The organism is Streptomyces sp. NPDC002643, from assembly GCF_053592555.1.
In genome coordinates this window covers 47,633-62,170 of record NZ_JBSFVY010000004.1, presented here as the reverse complement: position 1 = coordinate 62,170, position 14,538 = coordinate 47,633, and the positions used below count along the sequence as shown (strand labels likewise).

The following is a 14,538-nucleotide window of genomic DNA, read 5'->3' as shown; positions in this document are numbered from 1 at the left end:
GAACCTTGGCGGGGCATCAGGAGGAAGCTGAACCCTGGCGGGGCGTCAGGAGACCGCCGAGCCCTGGCCGTCGTCGTTGAGCCGGTAGCCCCGGCCGTACACCGTCTCCAGGTGGCGGGGGTGCCCGGGGTCCGCCTCCAGTTTGCGGCGCAGGTTCATCACATGGGCGTCGACGGTCCGTTCCTGCACGTCGTGGTCGAAGCCGAAGACGCGCTCGATGACCTGGGCCCGGGTGAAGACCCGGCCCGGCTCCCGGGCCAGTGCCTCCAGGATGGCGAACTCCTTGGCGGTCAGGGCCACGGGCTGCCCCGCCACCCGGACCTCGAAGCGCGCGGTGTCCAGTTCCACCGCGCCGACCCGCAGCACCACGGGCTCCGCCGAGCCGGCGGCCTTCCTGGACCGGCGCAGCAGCGCTCGCACCCGCGCGGTCAGTTCGCGGGGGCTGTACGGCTTGGTGAGGTAGTCGTCGGCGCCCAGGTCGAGGCCGAGGAGCATGTCCTCCTCGGTGGTGCGGGCGGTGAGAAGCAGAATAGGAACATCCGATTCAGTGCGCAGAATTCGGCACACATCAAGTCCGTCGACCAGCGGCAGCATCACATCGAGAACGATGAGATCGGGTTTGGACGAGCGGGCTCGCTCCAATGCCGCGCGCCCATCGCCCACGACCTGCACCGCATTCCCTTCCCGCTCCAGATAGATCCGGATCAGTCGAGACTGTTTGTCGTCGTCCTCAGCCACCAGAATCCGAGCGACGCTCACGGATTCACCCCCAGTAAGGTCCCACGCGTTCCTGAACGGTAATACACCTGGCGCCGCGTGCGTCCCGTACCGCGGACCGCAGACCGCAAGCCCCGAAAGGGTGCGGGGCTGTATCCATATGCGGCTCCGCCGCGTGGGCGCGACCGGCCACAACGAACCCGCAGCCGCGACCCGCTCCCCCACCACCCCTCCCCGTAGGCACCCGGCCAAACCGGCGGAGCCTACGGCTTGCGCCCCACCCCGCCGTGCTGCCCGATCGGCTTCGGTTCCCCGGTCTCCATTCCGTCCGGCCTCCACAGCGGGACCGACACGACACCCGGGGCGATCAGGTCGAGGCCGTCGAAGTAGCCCGTGATCTGGTCGACGGGGCGGAGGTAGTAGGGGACGGCGCCGGTCTCGTTGTAGGCGTCCTGGGCGCGTTCGTAGTGGGGGTCGGTGCCTCGGGAGCCCTCGTTGAGGGAGAGGTAGCTGCCGGAGGGGAGGCCGGACATGAGGTGGTCGACGATCTCGCGGGCCTCCTCGTAGGTGGCCACGTGGCCCAGGATGCCGCTGAGGATCAGGGCGGTGGGGCGGGTCAGGTCGAGGGTTTTCGCGGCGGCCTTGAGGATGTGCTCGGGGTCGTACAGGCTCGCGTCGACGTACGCGGTGGCGCCCTGCGGTGAGGAGTAGAGGAGGGCGCGGGCGTGGGCCAGGACCGTGGGGTCGTTGTCGACGTACACGATCCTGGCCTCCGGCGCGCTGCGCTGGGCGACCTGGTGGGTGTTGTCGGCGGTGGGCAGGCCGGTGCCGACGTCCAGGAACTGCCGTACGCCCTCCACCTCCACCAGATGACGGATGCTGCGCCGCAGGAACGCGCGGCTGCTGCGGGCGATCGTCACGATGCCGGGGAACGCGCCGGCGTACGCGTCGCCGGCCGCCTCGTCCACCGGGTAGTTGTCCTTGCCGCCGAGCCAGTAGTTCCAGATGCGGGCGGAGGCGGGCACCGAAGTGTCGACCTTCTCCTTCGCCGCCTGCCTCGCCGCCTCGTTCAGCGTCTCGTCCGCCGTGTCGTTCGCCGTGTCGTCCGCCGTGTCGTTCGCCGTGTCGTCCGCCGTCTCGTTCGCCGCGGATTCGGGCGTGGTCGGGTTGTCGGTCATGGGCGCCGTCTCCTCCGCATGTGATCTGTCGAGCCAAACATTAAGGCCCAACACACCTTTTTCGTACGCGGGTTCCCCCCGGTTTTCCGCTGGCCGCTACGGCGCCGCCCGCCCCGCCGTCAACGCCGCCCGAGGAAGATCGGGTTCGTGAACGCCGCCATCGGGCCCGGGAGCCCGGCGACGATCGGGGGGTGGCGGACCTCGGCGCGTACGTACGCCGCGTACGAGGCCGTCGTACGCCATTCCGCGGCGCCCGTGCCGGAGGCGGGGAGCGCGGGGGACGTGAACAGGACGCCCTGGTCGGTGACGAAGCGGATCGTGCAGTCGGGGGCGCCGACCGCCTCCAGGCGGACGGTGACCGGGGTGTCGGGGTCGGTCCTCAGGCGTTCGCCGATGCCCGCGTGCTCGCCGCGCGACCCGGATGCCGTGAAGGTGACCGAGACGTCCTTCGACTCGGCGACGTACGAGCGGCCCGCCCGGATGCCCTCCTGGATCGCCTCCCGGGTCAGGTCGTCGGCGAGGACGACGGTCTGGGGGCGGCCGACGGGGTCGGGGTCGCGGTGGGCGTCGCTGTTGCCCATCGCCGGGAGCCAGTCCGTACGGCCGTCCCCGCCGGAGGCACTCGCCCGTACGGCGGCGACGAGCATGCCGTCCCAGTCGGCGAGCGCCACCTCGTCCTCGGGCGAGTACCCGCCGTTCCACACCTCCACCGCGTCCGCCTCACCGAAGCCGAACTTCCAGTTGCAGCCGATGCAGGTGGCGTGCGGGTGGGCGGGGACGACGAGGCCGCCGGCGCGGCGGATCTGGCGGGCGTACTTGCCGAAGCGGTTGTCCCGGGCCCGGTAGCGCCAGTCGACGAAGGTGCCCGGGTCGGTGCCGATGGCTACGACATGGCCGTTGCGCGTGGTCACCTCCTCGCCCAGCAGGATCAGCAGGTCGTCACCCGCCTGGTCGGCCCAATGGGCGTGCGCGGAGGGGGTGTTGTGCTCGGAGGAGTTGATGAAGTCCAGCCCGGCGGCACGGGCGAGCGCCGCGATCTCGGCGGGCGTACGGCGGCCGTCGGAGTACCAGGAGTGGAGATGGCAGTCGCCCCGGTACCAGGCCCGGCCCCGCCCCTTCGCCCGCTCCGGCGGGTAGACCGGCTCGGGGGTCTCGGCGGGGCGGCCGTAGGTGAGGGTGATCGTGATCTCGTACGGCAGTCCCTGCGGCGCCACCGTGTACGGACCCAGCGCGATATGCCACGTACCCGGGCGGACCGGGCCCGGCAGGTATCCGGGTGTCGCCTCCTCCGCCCGGATGAAGAACTCCGTGCGCGCCCCGCCCGACCAGCCGCGGAAGCCCTTCCCACCCAGCGCGGTGCCGCGTTCGTCGAAGACTCCGATGTCGAGCGCGTTGCCCATCGTGCCCGCCGGTACGGTCGGTCTCTCGTACGTGTACGAGACCTTCAACTCCCTTACCCCGCCCGGCACTTCGACCGGAAGATAGACGAAGTCCGGGGAGCCGGTGGGGAGGGTTCCCTTGATCGTACGGGTCTCGGTGTCGCCGTCCGCGGCGTCGGCGCCGCTCGTCCCAAAGGTCACGCTTCCCAACGTAAGCGCGGCCGCCGCCGACGTCACGAACAGCGCACGCCTGCCGAGCGCGTTTCCGTCGTTGCCGTTCTCGTGGTGGTCGTCGCACATGCTGCCGCTCCCCAGGGTGTCGTGACTGACTGACATGGCTCGGGTGGTGCAGGGGTGGTGCGTGCCACTTTCGTAGGGGGTGGTGAACTGCGGGGCAAGGGGAGGGAATCGACGGCTTTCGACTTGGCCGAGTTACGTCGTGGGACAAGAGGTCGGTCCGGCGGTACAGATGGCTTATGCGTATCTTCGTGACGATTTTTCTCACCGACTAGACCATCACCCCCGTCCGGCTCGCACGTGAGCTGGAGGAACGGGGGTTCGCCGGGCTGTACGTCCCCGAGCACACCCTCCCCCAGACTTCGTCCGGGGGGACCCCCACCGGTCGACCGGACCACGTCGTACCCGGCCGGTGGGGAACTGCCGCGCGAGTACGGCCGCACCCTGGACCCCTTCGTCGCGCTCGGCCAGGCCGCCGCCGTCACCGAGCGGCTGGGGCTCGGCACCGGCATCACCCTCGTCGCCCAGCACGACCCGATCGGGGCGTTGGATTCGTTGGGGGAGTTTTTGGGGTGAGGGGGTGGGGGTTGGGGTTTGGGGGCGCCTGAGGGGTGGGGTGGCTAAAGAACTGTCGCGGCTGCCGGTCCGTCGTGGCTGGTCGCGCCCACGCGGCGGAGCCGCATATGGATACAGCCCCGCGCCCCTTTCGGGGCTTCGCCCCGCCCCATTGGCCGGCGGCAGTCGGCCGTCGGCCGTCGGCCGTCGGCTCAATCCGTCCCCGGGACCTCCAAGTCCGCCACCACCGCCGCGTGGTCCGAGGGCCAGACTCCTGTGGGGTGGTTGTTCGAGGGGGCGTGGGCCGCTCTTCGTACGGAGTGGACGGCGTACTTGGTCCCATAGGGGGTCGGGACGCCTACGTGGATGTAGTCGATGCGTGCGCTGGGGCCGTGGGCGCGGGTGACGTACGGGTTGGTCATGTCCCAGGTGGCGGAGGGGGCGGCCGGGTCGGCGTACTCCCAGGCGTCGTAGAAGCAGTGGCCCGGTACGGGGGGTGTGGTCTTGTAGCCGCCGAAGAGGCGGACCTCGTCCGAGTCCGGGAAGGCGTTGAAGTCGCCGGTGACGAGGGGCGGGAGGCGGTTGCCGGACCGTTGGCCGTGTCGGTGCCGGTGGCGGTCGATGAACTCGGCGAGTGCGGTGACCTGTCGGCAGCGCAGGGCGGAGCCGTCGGTATCGGAGCTGAGGTGGGTGGTGAAGAAGGGGATGGGCGCCTCCGGCGCGTCCAGCAGTGTGTAGAGCGCGCCCCGTACGCCGTTGCCCTCCCCGTTCGCCTGCTCATCGCCCTCCCCTTCGGCGTCCTCCTCCCCGCCGGGCAGGTGGATGGCCTCGCTCTCCAGGAGTGGCCATCGGCTGAGTACGGCGACCCCGACGCCGGCCTTCACGTCGCCGCCGCGCCGCTGCCAGCGTTCGGGGTCGCCGTACGCGCCCCAGGCCCAGTTCATGCCGAGTTCCCCGGCGAGCCATCCGGCGAGGTTCTCGCCGTCCTCGGCTCCCCGCTCCCGCGCGCCCCGGCCCCGCGCGTCCGGGCCCTCCGGGTCCCGGCCCCAGACCTCCTGCAGGCCGACCACATCGGGCCGGAGTTCGCGCAGTACGGCGAGGATCGCCTTCTGACGCTCCTGCCAGGGACCGAAGCGCCACCACAGATTCCATGTAACGACCCGCACCCGCCGCCCACCGCCTTCACCCTGTGCCTGATCCTGTACGTCATAAGGCTCATGAAGCTCGTACAGCCCGTCCACCTCGTACCTCCCACCCCGCGAGGAGAACCAAGCGATGTCCCGCGCCGCAGAGCTCAAGCACCGTGCCGTCACGACCTTCCAGCGCCGCGTCGGCAACCCGGTCCTCCGCCGGATGCCCCTCCAGACCGTCCTGGAGACCACCGGCCGCAAGTCCGGTCTCCCCCGCCGGACGCCGGTGGGCGGGCGGCGGATCGGTGATTCCTTCTGGCTGGTCTCGGAGTTCGGCGAGCAGTCCCAGTATGTGCGCAACATCAGGGCCAACCCGGAGGTACGGGTCCGACTCCGGGGCCGCTGGCACGAGGGCACGGCCCACCCGATGCCGGAGGACGACCCCATCGCCCGACTGCGCTCCCTGCCCCGCTTCAACAGCGCGGCCGTACGACTGCTGGGATCGGCGTCGGGGCTGATGACGGTACGGGTGGATCTGCGGGACTGATGACCGTACGGGTGGATCTACGGGACTGAGGCGCGACGAGGGTCGGCTCAACTCCCCTCCGGTCGCCGGGCGATGAACACGAACTCCTTCCCCGGCCGGTCCGGCGCCCCCCGGACCTCCGCCACCTCGAAGCCTGCCGCCCTCAACTCCCCCTCCACCTCGGCCCGTTCGCGGAACCGAAGGGTGGAGGTGGAGGTCAGGGTGGTCCGGTGGTCGTCGAGGAACACATAGCTCCACCGGAAGGTGACCAGCGGCCCGTCGACGCCGACCAGGTCCACCCAGCTCTCGACCCGCCCCTCCCCCGCGACCCGCGTCACCCCGTACGACTGCTCGCGGTTCCACCCCTCCCAGGCCCTCGCGGCCGGGTCCCGGGTCTCGAACACGAGGCGCCCGCCCGGCCGCAACGCCGTGAAGGCCCCGCGCAGGGTCTCCCGCCACCTCTCGGGCTCGACGATCGCCTGGGCGACGTTGGCGGTCATGGTCACGAGGTCGACGCGCAACGGCGGCAGCGAACCGGCGTCCCCGACGATCCACCGCACCCGCCCGCTCCCCGGCTTTCCCCGGGCCACCTCGACGGAAGCCCGAGCCGGGTCCACCCCGACGACCTCGACCCCACACCCGGCCAGCATCAACGCGAACGCCCCGGTCCCACACCCCACATCCAGCACCCGCCGGGCCCCGAACTCCTCGACGATACGCACATAGACATCCAGATCGGCACGATCGGGATCGAGCGGATCGTAGATCGCGGCAAGCCGCCGGTCCCTGAAGCATTCGTCGGCCATGGGCGGCAGCCTAGGGACAAGGGCCATCAACCGGCCCCCTCCTCCGCCGTCGACCGGCCCCCCTGTCCTACGCCGGCGGCACCGCGTCCACACCGCGTCGACAACGCATCGACAACGCATCGGTGCCCTGGCGATGGCGTACGGTCCGGTGATGATGAATGACCGTCCGCTGCTCTACCTCGATGTCGACGGCCCGTTGAATCCGTACGCCGCGAAACCCGAGCGGCGGCCCGCCGGTTACACCACCCATCGGATGAAACCGGAGGGGTGGCTCGCTCAGCACCCGGGGGAGCCGAGGGCGTATGTGAAGCCGTTGCGGGTGTGGCTGAAGCCGGATCACGGGCGTCAACTGCTCGAACTGGGCGCGGCGTTCGAGCTGGTGTGGGCGACTACTTGGGGCGCCGAGGCGAATACGTTCATCTCGCCCGTGCTGGGGCTGCCGGAGCTGGCCGTGGTGGACTGGAAGCGCGTGAACGGCCGGGCGGAGGCGGAGATCGACTCCACGGTGTTACGGGAGGTGGCCTCCGGGACGTTCTGGAAGACCCCTCAGCTCGTCGCGCACGCCGCCGGTCGCCCCTTCGCCTGGGTCGACGACGAACTGGGCGACCCCGACCGGTCCTTCGTCGCGGCGCATCACCCGGCCCGAGCGCTGCTCCTTCGCATCGACCCTCGCCTCGGCCTGCTCGACACGGATTTCACGGCGCTGGCGGAGTTCGGGGCGATCTTCGGGGCTGCTGCCGGAGGGGAAGGCTAGTCGGCGGCTTGCGGCGACGGTTGCTGTGCGCGGCCGAGCGCCCGGGGAGCAGGGCTGCGGCCGAGCGCCCGGGGAGCCGGGCTGTGGGGGGTGAGGCCGAGGCCTCGTATGTCGCGGGGGCACTCCAGTCTGCCGGCGGGCGCCGGAAAAGTGGTTGCGTCGGGGGCCTCCCCGGGGGCTTCATGGGCCCCATGATGTCCACCGACCGTCTGCTCGCCTTCGCGGCGATGTCGTTTCTGCTGATCATGGTGCCGGGGCCGAGTGTGCTGTTCGTGATCGGGCGGGCGCTGGCGCAGGGGCGGCGGGCCGCGTTGATGACGGTCGTGGGGAACACGCTCGGCGCGTATGTGCTGATCACGGCCGTGGCGTTCGGGGTCGGGGCGGTCGTGGAGCGGTCGGTGCTCGTCTTCACGCTGTTGAAGCTGGCGGGGGCCGTCTATCTCGTCCACCTGGGGGTCAAGGCGTGGCGGGAGCGTGGCTCGCTGCGGGACACGGTGACCGGTCTCGGTGCGGCGGAGGGCGCCGCCCCCGGTCGACTGCGTCGTCTGCGTACGTTCTGGGAGGGCTTCGCGGTCGGCGTCACCAACCCCAAGACCTTCGTGTTCTTCGCCGCGGTGCTGCCGCAGTTCGTGGACCGGGAACAGGGCCACGTCCAGGCTCAGATGCTCCTCCTCGGCCTCGTCTTCAACCTCATCGCCCTCGTCTTCGACTCCCTGTGGGGCCTGGCCGCCGCCACCGCCCGCGACTGGTTCGCCCGCTCCCCCGACCGCCTCTCCCTCGTCGGCGGCATCGGCGGCCTCACCATGATCGGCCTGGGCGTCACGGTCGCGGCGACGGGCCGCAAGGACTGACCTCCGCCCGGGTGAGCACGCGGGGCGACGGCCTCACCCCGGTCATCGCTCTCACCCCCGTCGTCGCTCTCACCCCCGTCGTCGCTCTCACCCCGGTCGTCGCTCTCACCCCGGCCAGACGATCGCCTGGGTCTCGCTGTACGCGTGCAGAGCGTACGTGCCCACGTCGCGCCCCACTCCGCTCTTCTTGAAGCCGCCGAACGGGGCCTCCATGTTGCGGCCCACGGTGTTGACGCCGACGCCGCCGGTGCGGAGGTGGGGGGCGATGCGGAAGGCTCGGGCCACGTCGGCGGTCCAGATGTAGTCGATCAGGCCGTAGTCGGTGGCGTTCGCGAGGTGGATCGCTTCGGCCTCGTCCTCGAAGGGGAGGGCTACGACCACCGGGCCGAAGATCTCCTCCCGGACGACCCGCATATCGGGGGCGCAGTCCGCGAGGAGGGTCGGGGCGACGTAGAAACCCCGGTCGGGCGAGCGGGGGCGTTCGCCGCCCGTGACCACTCTCGCGCCCTCCTTGCGGCCCAGCTCCACGTACGACTCGATCCGGTCCCGGTGCGTCGACGAGATCACCGGGCCCACCACCGTGCCCCGCTCACGCGGGTCGCCCAGCGGCAACCGGCGTGCGTACTCGGCGAGTTGGGCGACCACCTCGCCGTACACGCCCCGCTGCGCCAGTACCCGCGTCGGGGCCGTGCAGATCTGGCCGCTGTAGAAGGAGAAGGTGGTCGAGATCCCGGCCACCGCCGACGCGAGGTCCGCGTCGTCGAAGACGATCGCCGCGCCCTTGCCGCCCAGCTCCATCAGCTGGCGTTTCATGCCCCGCCCGCACACCTCGGCGATGCGTTGCCCGACCGCCGTGGAGCCGGTGAAGCTCACCATGTCGACGTCCGGCGAGTCCACCGCCGCCTCGCCGGCCTCCGCCCCCGACCCGCTCACCACGTTCACGACCCCCGGCGGTACACCCGCCGCCTCCAGGGCCTCGGCCATGAGGTAGACGGAGAGGGGGTCCTGGGGGGCGGGTTTGACGACGACCGTGTTGCCCATGGCGAGCGCGGGGGCGATCTTGCCGGCCGGGTTGGCCCAGGGGTTGTTGTAGGAGGTGATGCAGGTGACTACGCCGACCGGGCGGCGTACGGCCAGCGCCCCCATCACCGCCGCCCCGCCGAACGGGCCCGCCTCGTTGACCTGCGGCGCGATCGGTTCTTCGACGGGCTCCACGCGCGCGTAGCGCGCGAAACGGGCGGCGGCCACCCCCACCTGCATCCCTCGCGCCGTACCCGTCGTCGCGCCGGTCTCGGCCTGGGACAGCTCCGCGTACGGCACGAGATGGCGTCGTATCAGCTCCGCCGTACGGGCGAGGATCGCCGCGCGGTCGGCGGCCGGGGTACGCGACCAGGGGCCGAAGGCCTCGCGGGCCGCGGCGGTGGCGGCCCGCACCTGATCCCGCGAGGCCTCCGGCGCGAGGCCGACGACCGTCTCGGTCGCCGGGTCGATCACCTCGTAGTGGCCACCGTCGGGCTCCACCCACGACCCACCGATGAACAGCCGCCGCGCCTCGCCACCCGCGCCGGCACCGCCCGCACTCACCCCGCCCTCACCTCGTGCTCACGGTCCGGGTGTCGCGCCCCGAGCGCAGCACCTTGCCCGGCACCGCCCCGGTCACCACGTCGTCCCGTATCGCCTCGACCCCGTTGACCCAGACGGCCCGTACGCCGATGGCCTTGGAGTCGAGACGCGGGCTGTCGCCGGGCAGATCGTGGACCAGGGTGGCCTTGCCCGCGTCGACCCGCTCGGGGTCGAAGAGGACCAGGTCTGCGTGGAAGCCCTCCGCGATCCGCCCCCGCTCCCGCAGCCCGAACAGCCGCGCCGGGTCGTCCGTCAGCATCTTCACCGCCTGCTCCAGCGAGGTCAGCTTCCGGCCGCGCAGACAGTCGCCGATGAACCGCGTCGTGTACGGCGCCCCGCACATCCGGTCCAGATGGGCGCCGGCGTCGGAGCCGCCGAGGAGAACGTCCTCGTGCCGCCAGGCCTCGGCACGCATGGCCCAGCTCGCGGGGTCGTTGTCGGCGGGCATCGGCCACAGCACCGTACGCAGTCCGTCGGCGGCGCAGATCTCCACCAGGCACTCGAACGGTTCCTGCCCGCGCTCCTCGGCGATGTCCTTCACCACCCGCCCGGTCAGCCCCTCGTTGGCCTCGCTGTAGGTGTCCCCGATGACGTACCGGGCGAAGTTGGCCAACCGCCGGAAGACGCCCGCCTCCTTCGACTCCGCGTGCCGCAGCATCTCGGCGCGGGTGTCGGGGTCCCGCAGCCGCGCGATCCGCTCCGGCACCGGCAGAGCGAGGATCGGCCCCCACCCGGGGATCAGGTTCAGCGCGCAGAAGGTGCCGAGCGACATGTTCATGGGCGTGAGGATCGGCATGGTCAGCGCCACCACGCGGCCCCCGGCCTTCCGCGCCCGCTCGCTCGCCTCCAGCTGCCGTGGCACCCGCTCGGGAACGGCCGAGTCGATCGTCAGCACATTCCAGTTGAGCGGCCGCCCCGCCACCGCGCTCATCTCCACGAAGAGATCGATCTCGTCGTCGCTGAACTGATCCAGACACCCCGCGACGATCGCCTCGATCTGCGTCCCCTCGTGCTCCCCCACGGCCCGCGACAACGCGATCAACTCGTCCACCGACGCGTGCCGCGACGCGACCGGCTTGCCGTCCCCGTCGGAGTGCGTGGACGACTGCGTGGTCGACAGCCCCCAGGCCCCCGCGTCCATGGCCTCGTGCAGGAGCCGCAGCATGGCGCTCATCTGCTCGCCGCTCGGCTGCCCACCGATCGCCTCCGGCCCCATGACATACCGCCGCAGCGCGCAATGCCCCACCATGAAGCCCGCGTTGACGGCGATCCGCCCTTCGAGCGCGTCCAGGTAATCGCCGAACGAGTTCCAGTTCCAGGGCGCCCCTTCCTCCAGCGCGACGAGCGACATCCCCTCGACCTTGGACATCATCCGCCGCGTGTAGTCGGCGTCGCCGGGCCGCGAGGGGTTGAGCGGCGCGAGCGTGAACCCGCAGTTGCCCCCGGCCACGGTCGTCACCCCGTGGTTGAGGGAGGGAGTCGCATACGGGTCCCAGAACAGCTGGGCGTCGTAATGGGTATGGGGATCGACGAACCCGGGCGACAGCACAAGCCCGGTGGCGTCTTCGGACGTACGCGCGTCGCCGGCGACCGCACCGACAACGGCGATACGGCCGTCCCGTATCCCGACGTCGGCGGTATACGCGGCCGCACCGGTCCCATCGACGACGGTCGCGTTCTTGATGACGTGATCGAGCATGCCTCTCCCCTCCGGGCGCCTAATAAGAACGGGGTGCCACCATGCTTTTAGGGGCGCGGGGCCGCGTTGACTTGCGGCTCCGCCGCGTGGGCGCGAGCAACCCCCACCGACCCGCAGCCGCCGTACATCCTCAACTCGCCCCCCGGAACCGCGAAGTCCGATGCACAGGATCGGTATCGATCTTCGGAATCACATGCTCCCCCACCAGCCGAATCGTCCGCAGCGTCTCCTCCTTGGGCACCCCCACCGGCAACCCGAAACTCAGCTGATCGGCCCCGGCCTGCTCCCACCGCTTGCACTGCGTGAGCACCTCATCCGGATCGCCGCAGATCAACAGCTCCTCGGAGATGAGCAGTTCGATGAACTCCTCGTCGTACTCGGGCAGCGTCTCGGGCCACACGGGGAACCCCTCGGGACGAGGAAACGTGTCGTGGTACCGGAACACCAGCGACGGCAGATAGTGCAGCCCGCCGTTCACGGCGACCCGTACCGCCTCCTCGTGCGTCGGCGCGCAGATCGCCGTGGTCGTCACCATCACGTTGTCGTTGACGAAGTCCCCGATCGGCTCGGCGTCGACGATCGCGGTCTTGTACTGCTCCAGCACCCACTCCATGTCGGAGACCTTCTGCACGCTGAAGCCGAGCACCCCGAGCCCCTTGCGGGCGGCCATGGCGTACGAGGGCGGGGACCCGGCGGCGTACCACATCGCGGGGTGCGACTTCCCGTACGGCTTGGGCAGGATCTTGCGCGGCGGCAGGGACCAGTGTTTGCCCTGGAAGCCGACGTACTCGTCCTGGAGCCACATCTTCGGGAACTCGGCGATGGTCTCTTCCCAGATCTCCTTGGTGTGGTTCATGTCGGTCACCCCGGGGATGAAGCCGAGGATCTCGTGGGAGCCGGCGCCGCGTCCGCTGCCGAACTCGAAGCGGCCCTCGCTGAGATGGTCGAGCATGGCGACCTTCTCGGCGACCTTCACGGGGTGGTTGACCTGGGCGAGGGGGTTGAAGATGCCCGACCCCAGGTGGATGCGCTCGGTCGCGTGCGCGAGGTACCCCAGAAACACATCGTTGGCCGACAGATGCGAGTACTCCTCCAGGAAGTGGTGCTCGGACGCCCACGCGTACTTGAAGCCGGACTTGTCCGCCTGGATGACGTACTCGGTCTCCTCCATCAGCGCCTTGTGCTCGGCGAGCGGATCGGTCTCGGCCCGCTTGCCCACGTATCCCTGTACAAAGAGCCCGAATTCCAAGGAGGTTCACCGTCCCCGAGGTTATTCCTGACGGATCGTCAGATACATGCCGACTGTCGCACCGCACCCCTGGAGGGTCAATAGCTGACGCCCCGTCAGTCCTGACCTGACCGACCACATCGCGATCGTCAGCCCAGACTCACCCCCGCCAGCCACCCCCCGTCGATCACGAACGGCTGGCCGGTGATGTACGAGGAGTCGTCGCAGGTGAGGAAGAGGGCGAGGCGGGCGACCTCCTCGGGCCGGCCGATCCGGCCGAGCGGGATGCGCTTGCGGTAGAGACGGTCGACGGCCTCGGCGGTGACGCCGTCGCCGGGGTCGGACATGGCGGTGTCGACCGCGCCGGGACAGACGGCGTTGACGCGAATCCCCTTCGCCCCCTTGCGGGCCAGCTCCAGCGCGGCGACGCGGGTGAGGCCGACGATCGCGTGCTTGGTCGCCGCGTACGCGCCGACGTACGCCATGCCCGTCATCCCGGTGTACGAGGCGGTGTTGACGATCGTGCCGCCGCCGGCCGCCTCGATCTCGGGGGCGAGGGTCTTGAGGCCGAGGAAGACGCCGACCTGGTTGACCTGGACGATCCGCATGAACTCGTCGAGGGGGGTGTCGACGAGGGCGTTGAAGCGGAGGACGCCGGCGTTGTTGACGAGGCCGTCGACACGGCCGTACGCCTCCTTGGCGGCGGTCACGGCCGCCGTCCAGTCGGGTTCGCGGCCGACGTCGAGGTGGACGTAGAGCGCGCCGATCTCCTTGGCGAGGGCCTCGCCGAGGTCGTCGAGGACATCGGCGATGACGACCTCGGCGCCCTCCGCCCGGAACAGCCGGGCCTCCTGCTCGCCCTGGCCGCGCGCGGCGCCTGTGACGAGGACGACACGTCCGTCGAGCTTGCCCATGCGGACTCCCTTCGCGGTGCGTTGGCCGAGGTCAGGGTACCGCTAGAGCTGACGGTACGTCAGATACGACTGAATCGCTTGCACATGCGATCTCAAGTGACTTGCGAGTAGGGATATTTGACTCTGTCCACAGGCTGTACGGGGCCCCAATAATCCTTCACCAGAAGGTAAAGCTACCCCCAAGGAGACAGCAGATCATGGCAGCCAAGAGGCGCTTCAAGAACAAGAAGGTCCGATACTTGGCGATCGGCGCTTCACTCGCGACCGGTGCGGCCACCGTCACCGTCCTGCTTCCGTCGGCCAACGCCGCCGACGAGCCTTCGGTCGACCGCATCATGAGGATGTGTGAAAGGACCGAGAAGCTCAACGGCAAACAGCAGTCGGTGAGTGATTTCGGGGCCTCCTTCGGAGACGGTTTCGAGTCCGACACCTGTGATTTCGTCGAGACGAATTTCGAGGTCTTCGACGGCCCCACGGAGAAGGTGACCGTCGACTTCCCGAACTGCGAGCCGAACGCCACCGAACCGGCGAAGGTGACCACCGAGTTCTCGAAGACCATCGGTCAGGGCCAGGGCAAGTACACCGCGACCCAGCAGGGCGCGCTCGGTGGTCTCTTCGGAGTTCTGAGCGGCGGCTGGGTGAAGCACAAGGGCACGCTGGACATGACCATCGAGTCTGCCACCGCCAGCGAGTCCGAAGTCCGGGAAGTCCCCGTCGGCAAGGTCATGCACGTGACGTTCACGCCGAAGATGCAGCGCATGACCGGCGAATGGCGGGTGCATATCGACGCCGACCCCGGAAGCTTCGCCGTGAATCCCTCCCCCGAGAAGAACTTCGTGGCACCGGAGGTCGTCGAGGGCCCGGTCGTCCGCCCGGGAGCCGCGGGCACGCCCGGCCTCGTGGACGGCACCACCAAGGCCGTACTTGAGGACTGCTGACCG

Annotated in this window: 13 protein-coding genes and 1 pseudogene; 5 read left to right on the top strand and 9 right to left on the bottom strand. The window is 70.2% G+C overall.

Annotation, left to right across the window (positions count from 1 at the left end; translation table 11 throughout):
• Window positions 1-45: 45 nt before the first annotated feature.
• From ACWD4G_RS07255 to ACWD4G_RS07245, 3 genes are all read right to left on the bottom strand, one after another.
• Window positions 46-759, bottom strand: a complete 714-nt coding sequence (locus ACWD4G_RS07255) for a response regulator transcription factor (protein WP_451291227.1) — start codon at window positions 757-759, stop codon at window positions 46-48.
• A 221-nt stretch (window positions 760-980) separates the two neighbouring features.
• A complete protein-coding gene (locus ACWD4G_RS07250) occupies window positions 981-1,895 on the bottom strand; it encodes an SAM-dependent methyltransferase (RefSeq protein ID WP_451291226.1) in 915 nt (304 codons plus the stop codon).
• Window positions 1,896-2,014: 119 nt separating this feature from the next.
• Window positions 2,015-3,574: a CehA/McbA family metallohydrolase gene (locus tag ACWD4G_RS07245; protein ID WP_451291667.1), complete on the bottom strand. Its 1,560-nt coding sequence runs from the start codon at window positions 3,572-3,574 to the stop codon at window positions 2,015-2,017.
• A gap of 215 nt (window positions 3,575-3,789) precedes the next feature.
• Here ACWD4G_RS07245 and ACWD4G_RS07240 point away from each other — a divergent pair.
• A pseudogene (locus ACWD4G_RS07240) lies at window positions 3,790-4,051 on the top strand (LLM class flavin-dependent oxidoreductase); the annotation flags it as partial.
• Between the two features lie 227 nt (window positions 4,052-4,278).
• Here ACWD4G_RS07240 and ACWD4G_RS07235 read toward each other — a convergent pair.
• Window positions 4,279-5,232: an endonuclease/exonuclease/phosphatase family protein gene (locus ACWD4G_RS07235; protein WP_451291225.1), complete on the bottom strand. Its 954-nt coding sequence runs from the start codon at window positions 5,230-5,232 to the stop codon at window positions 4,279-4,281.
• A 109-nt stretch (window positions 5,233-5,341) separates the two neighbouring features.
• On the opposite strand from ACWD4G_RS07235, the gene ACWD4G_RS07230 reads away from it, so the two are divergent.
• On the top strand, window positions 5,342-5,743 hold the full coding sequence (locus ACWD4G_RS07230; protein WP_451291224.1) for a nitroreductase/quinone reductase family protein: 402 nt from the start codon (window positions 5,342-5,344) through the stop codon (window positions 5,741-5,743).
• Between the two features lie 47 nt (window positions 5,744-5,790).
• Here ACWD4G_RS07230 and ACWD4G_RS07225 read toward each other — a convergent pair whose 3' ends face one another.
• The gene (locus ACWD4G_RS07225; RefSeq protein ID WP_451291223.1) at window positions 5,791-6,528 is read right to left on the bottom strand and encodes a class I SAM-dependent methyltransferase; all 738 of its coding nucleotides are present in this window, start codon (window positions 6,526-6,528) and stop codon (window positions 5,791-5,793) included.
• A gap of 151 nt (window positions 6,529-6,679) precedes the next feature.
• Between ACWD4G_RS07225 and ACWD4G_RS07220 the strand changes: the two genes are divergently transcribed.
• Together ACWD4G_RS07220 and ACWD4G_RS07215 are read left to right on the top strand one after the other, a co-directional pair.
• Window positions 6,680-7,282, top strand: coding sequence for a hypothetical protein (locus ACWD4G_RS07220; protein WP_451291222.1), 603 nt, complete (start codon window positions 6,680-6,682; stop codon window positions 7,280-7,282).
• Between the two features lie 191 nt (window positions 7,283-7,473).
• Complete coding sequence (locus ACWD4G_RS07215; protein ID WP_451291221.1) at window positions 7,474-8,133, top strand: LysE family translocator; 660 nt, start codon at window positions 7,474-7,476, stop codon at window positions 8,131-8,133.
• Window positions 8,134-8,238: 105 nt separating this feature from the next.
• Here the strand turns inward: ACWD4G_RS07215 and ACWD4G_RS07210 are convergent, their stop codons facing one another.
• The 4 genes from ACWD4G_RS07210 to ACWD4G_RS07195 form a co-directional block, all read right to left on the bottom strand.
• Window positions 8,239-9,717, bottom strand: a complete 1,479-nt coding sequence (locus ACWD4G_RS07210) for an aldehyde dehydrogenase family protein (RefSeq protein ID WP_451291220.1) — start codon at window positions 9,715-9,717, stop codon at window positions 8,239-8,241.
• Between the two features lie 7 nt (window positions 9,718-9,724).
• A complete protein-coding gene (locus ACWD4G_RS07205; RefSeq protein WP_451291219.1) occupies window positions 9,725-11,455 on the bottom strand; it encodes an N-acyl-D-amino-acid deacylase family protein in 1,731 nt (576 codons plus the stop codon).
• A 130-nt stretch (window positions 11,456-11,585) separates the two neighbouring features.
• On the bottom strand, window positions 11,586-12,704 hold the full coding sequence (locus ACWD4G_RS07200) for an LLM class flavin-dependent oxidoreductase (protein WP_451291218.1): 1,119 nt from the start codon (window positions 12,702-12,704) through the stop codon (window positions 11,586-11,588).
• 128 nt (window positions 12,705-12,832) lie between these two features.
• Complete coding sequence (locus ACWD4G_RS07195; protein WP_451291217.1) at window positions 12,833-13,597, bottom strand: SDR family NAD(P)-dependent oxidoreductase; 765 nt, start codon at window positions 13,595-13,597, stop codon at window positions 12,833-12,835.
• Window positions 13,598-13,794: 197 nt separating this feature from the next.
• Between ACWD4G_RS07195 and ACWD4G_RS07190 the strand changes: the two genes are divergently transcribed.
• Entirely contained in the window at window positions 13,795-14,535 is a 741-nt protein-coding gene (locus ACWD4G_RS07190; protein ID WP_451291216.1) for a hypothetical protein, read from the top strand.
• The last annotated feature ends 3 nt before the right edge of the window (window positions 14,536-14,538 follow it).

Bases quoted from the DNA above. Each gene is read 5' to 3' on its own strand.
- ACWD4G_RS07225 (WP_451291223.1), bottom strand. From the start codon at position 6,528: ATGGCCGACGAATGCTTCAGGGACCGGCGGCTTGCCGCGATCTACGAT.
- ACWD4G_RS07205 (WP_451291219.1), bottom strand. From the start codon at position 11,455: ATGCTCGATCACGTCATCAAGAACGCGACCGTCGTCGATGGGACCGGT.
- ACWD4G_RS07215 (WP_451291221.1), top strand. From the start codon at position 7,474: ATGATGTCCACCGACCGTCTGCTCGCCTTCGCGGCGATGTCGTTTCTG.
- ACWD4G_RS07195 (WP_451291217.1), bottom strand. From the start codon at position 13,597: ATGGGCAAGCTCGACGGACGTGTCGTCCTCGTCACAGGCGCCGCGCGC.
- ACWD4G_RS07230 (WP_451291224.1), top strand. From the start codon at position 5,342: ATGTCCCGCGCCGCAGAGCTCAAGCACCGTGCCGTCACGACCTTCCAG.
- ACWD4G_RS07245 (WP_451291667.1), bottom strand. From the start codon at position 3,574: ATGTGCGACGACCACCACGAGAACGGCAACGACGGAAACGCGCTCGGC.
- ACWD4G_RS07220 (WP_451291222.1), top strand. From the start codon at position 6,680: ATGATGAATGACCGTCCGCTGCTCTACCTCGATGTCGACGGCCCGTTG.
- ACWD4G_RS07250 (WP_451291226.1), bottom strand. From the start codon at position 1,895: ATGACCGACAACCCGACCACGCCCGAATCCGCGGCGAACGAGACGGCG.
- ACWD4G_RS07190 (WP_451291216.1), top strand. From the start codon at position 13,795: ATGGCAGCCAAGAGGCGCTTCAAGAACAAGAAGGTCCGATACTTGGCG.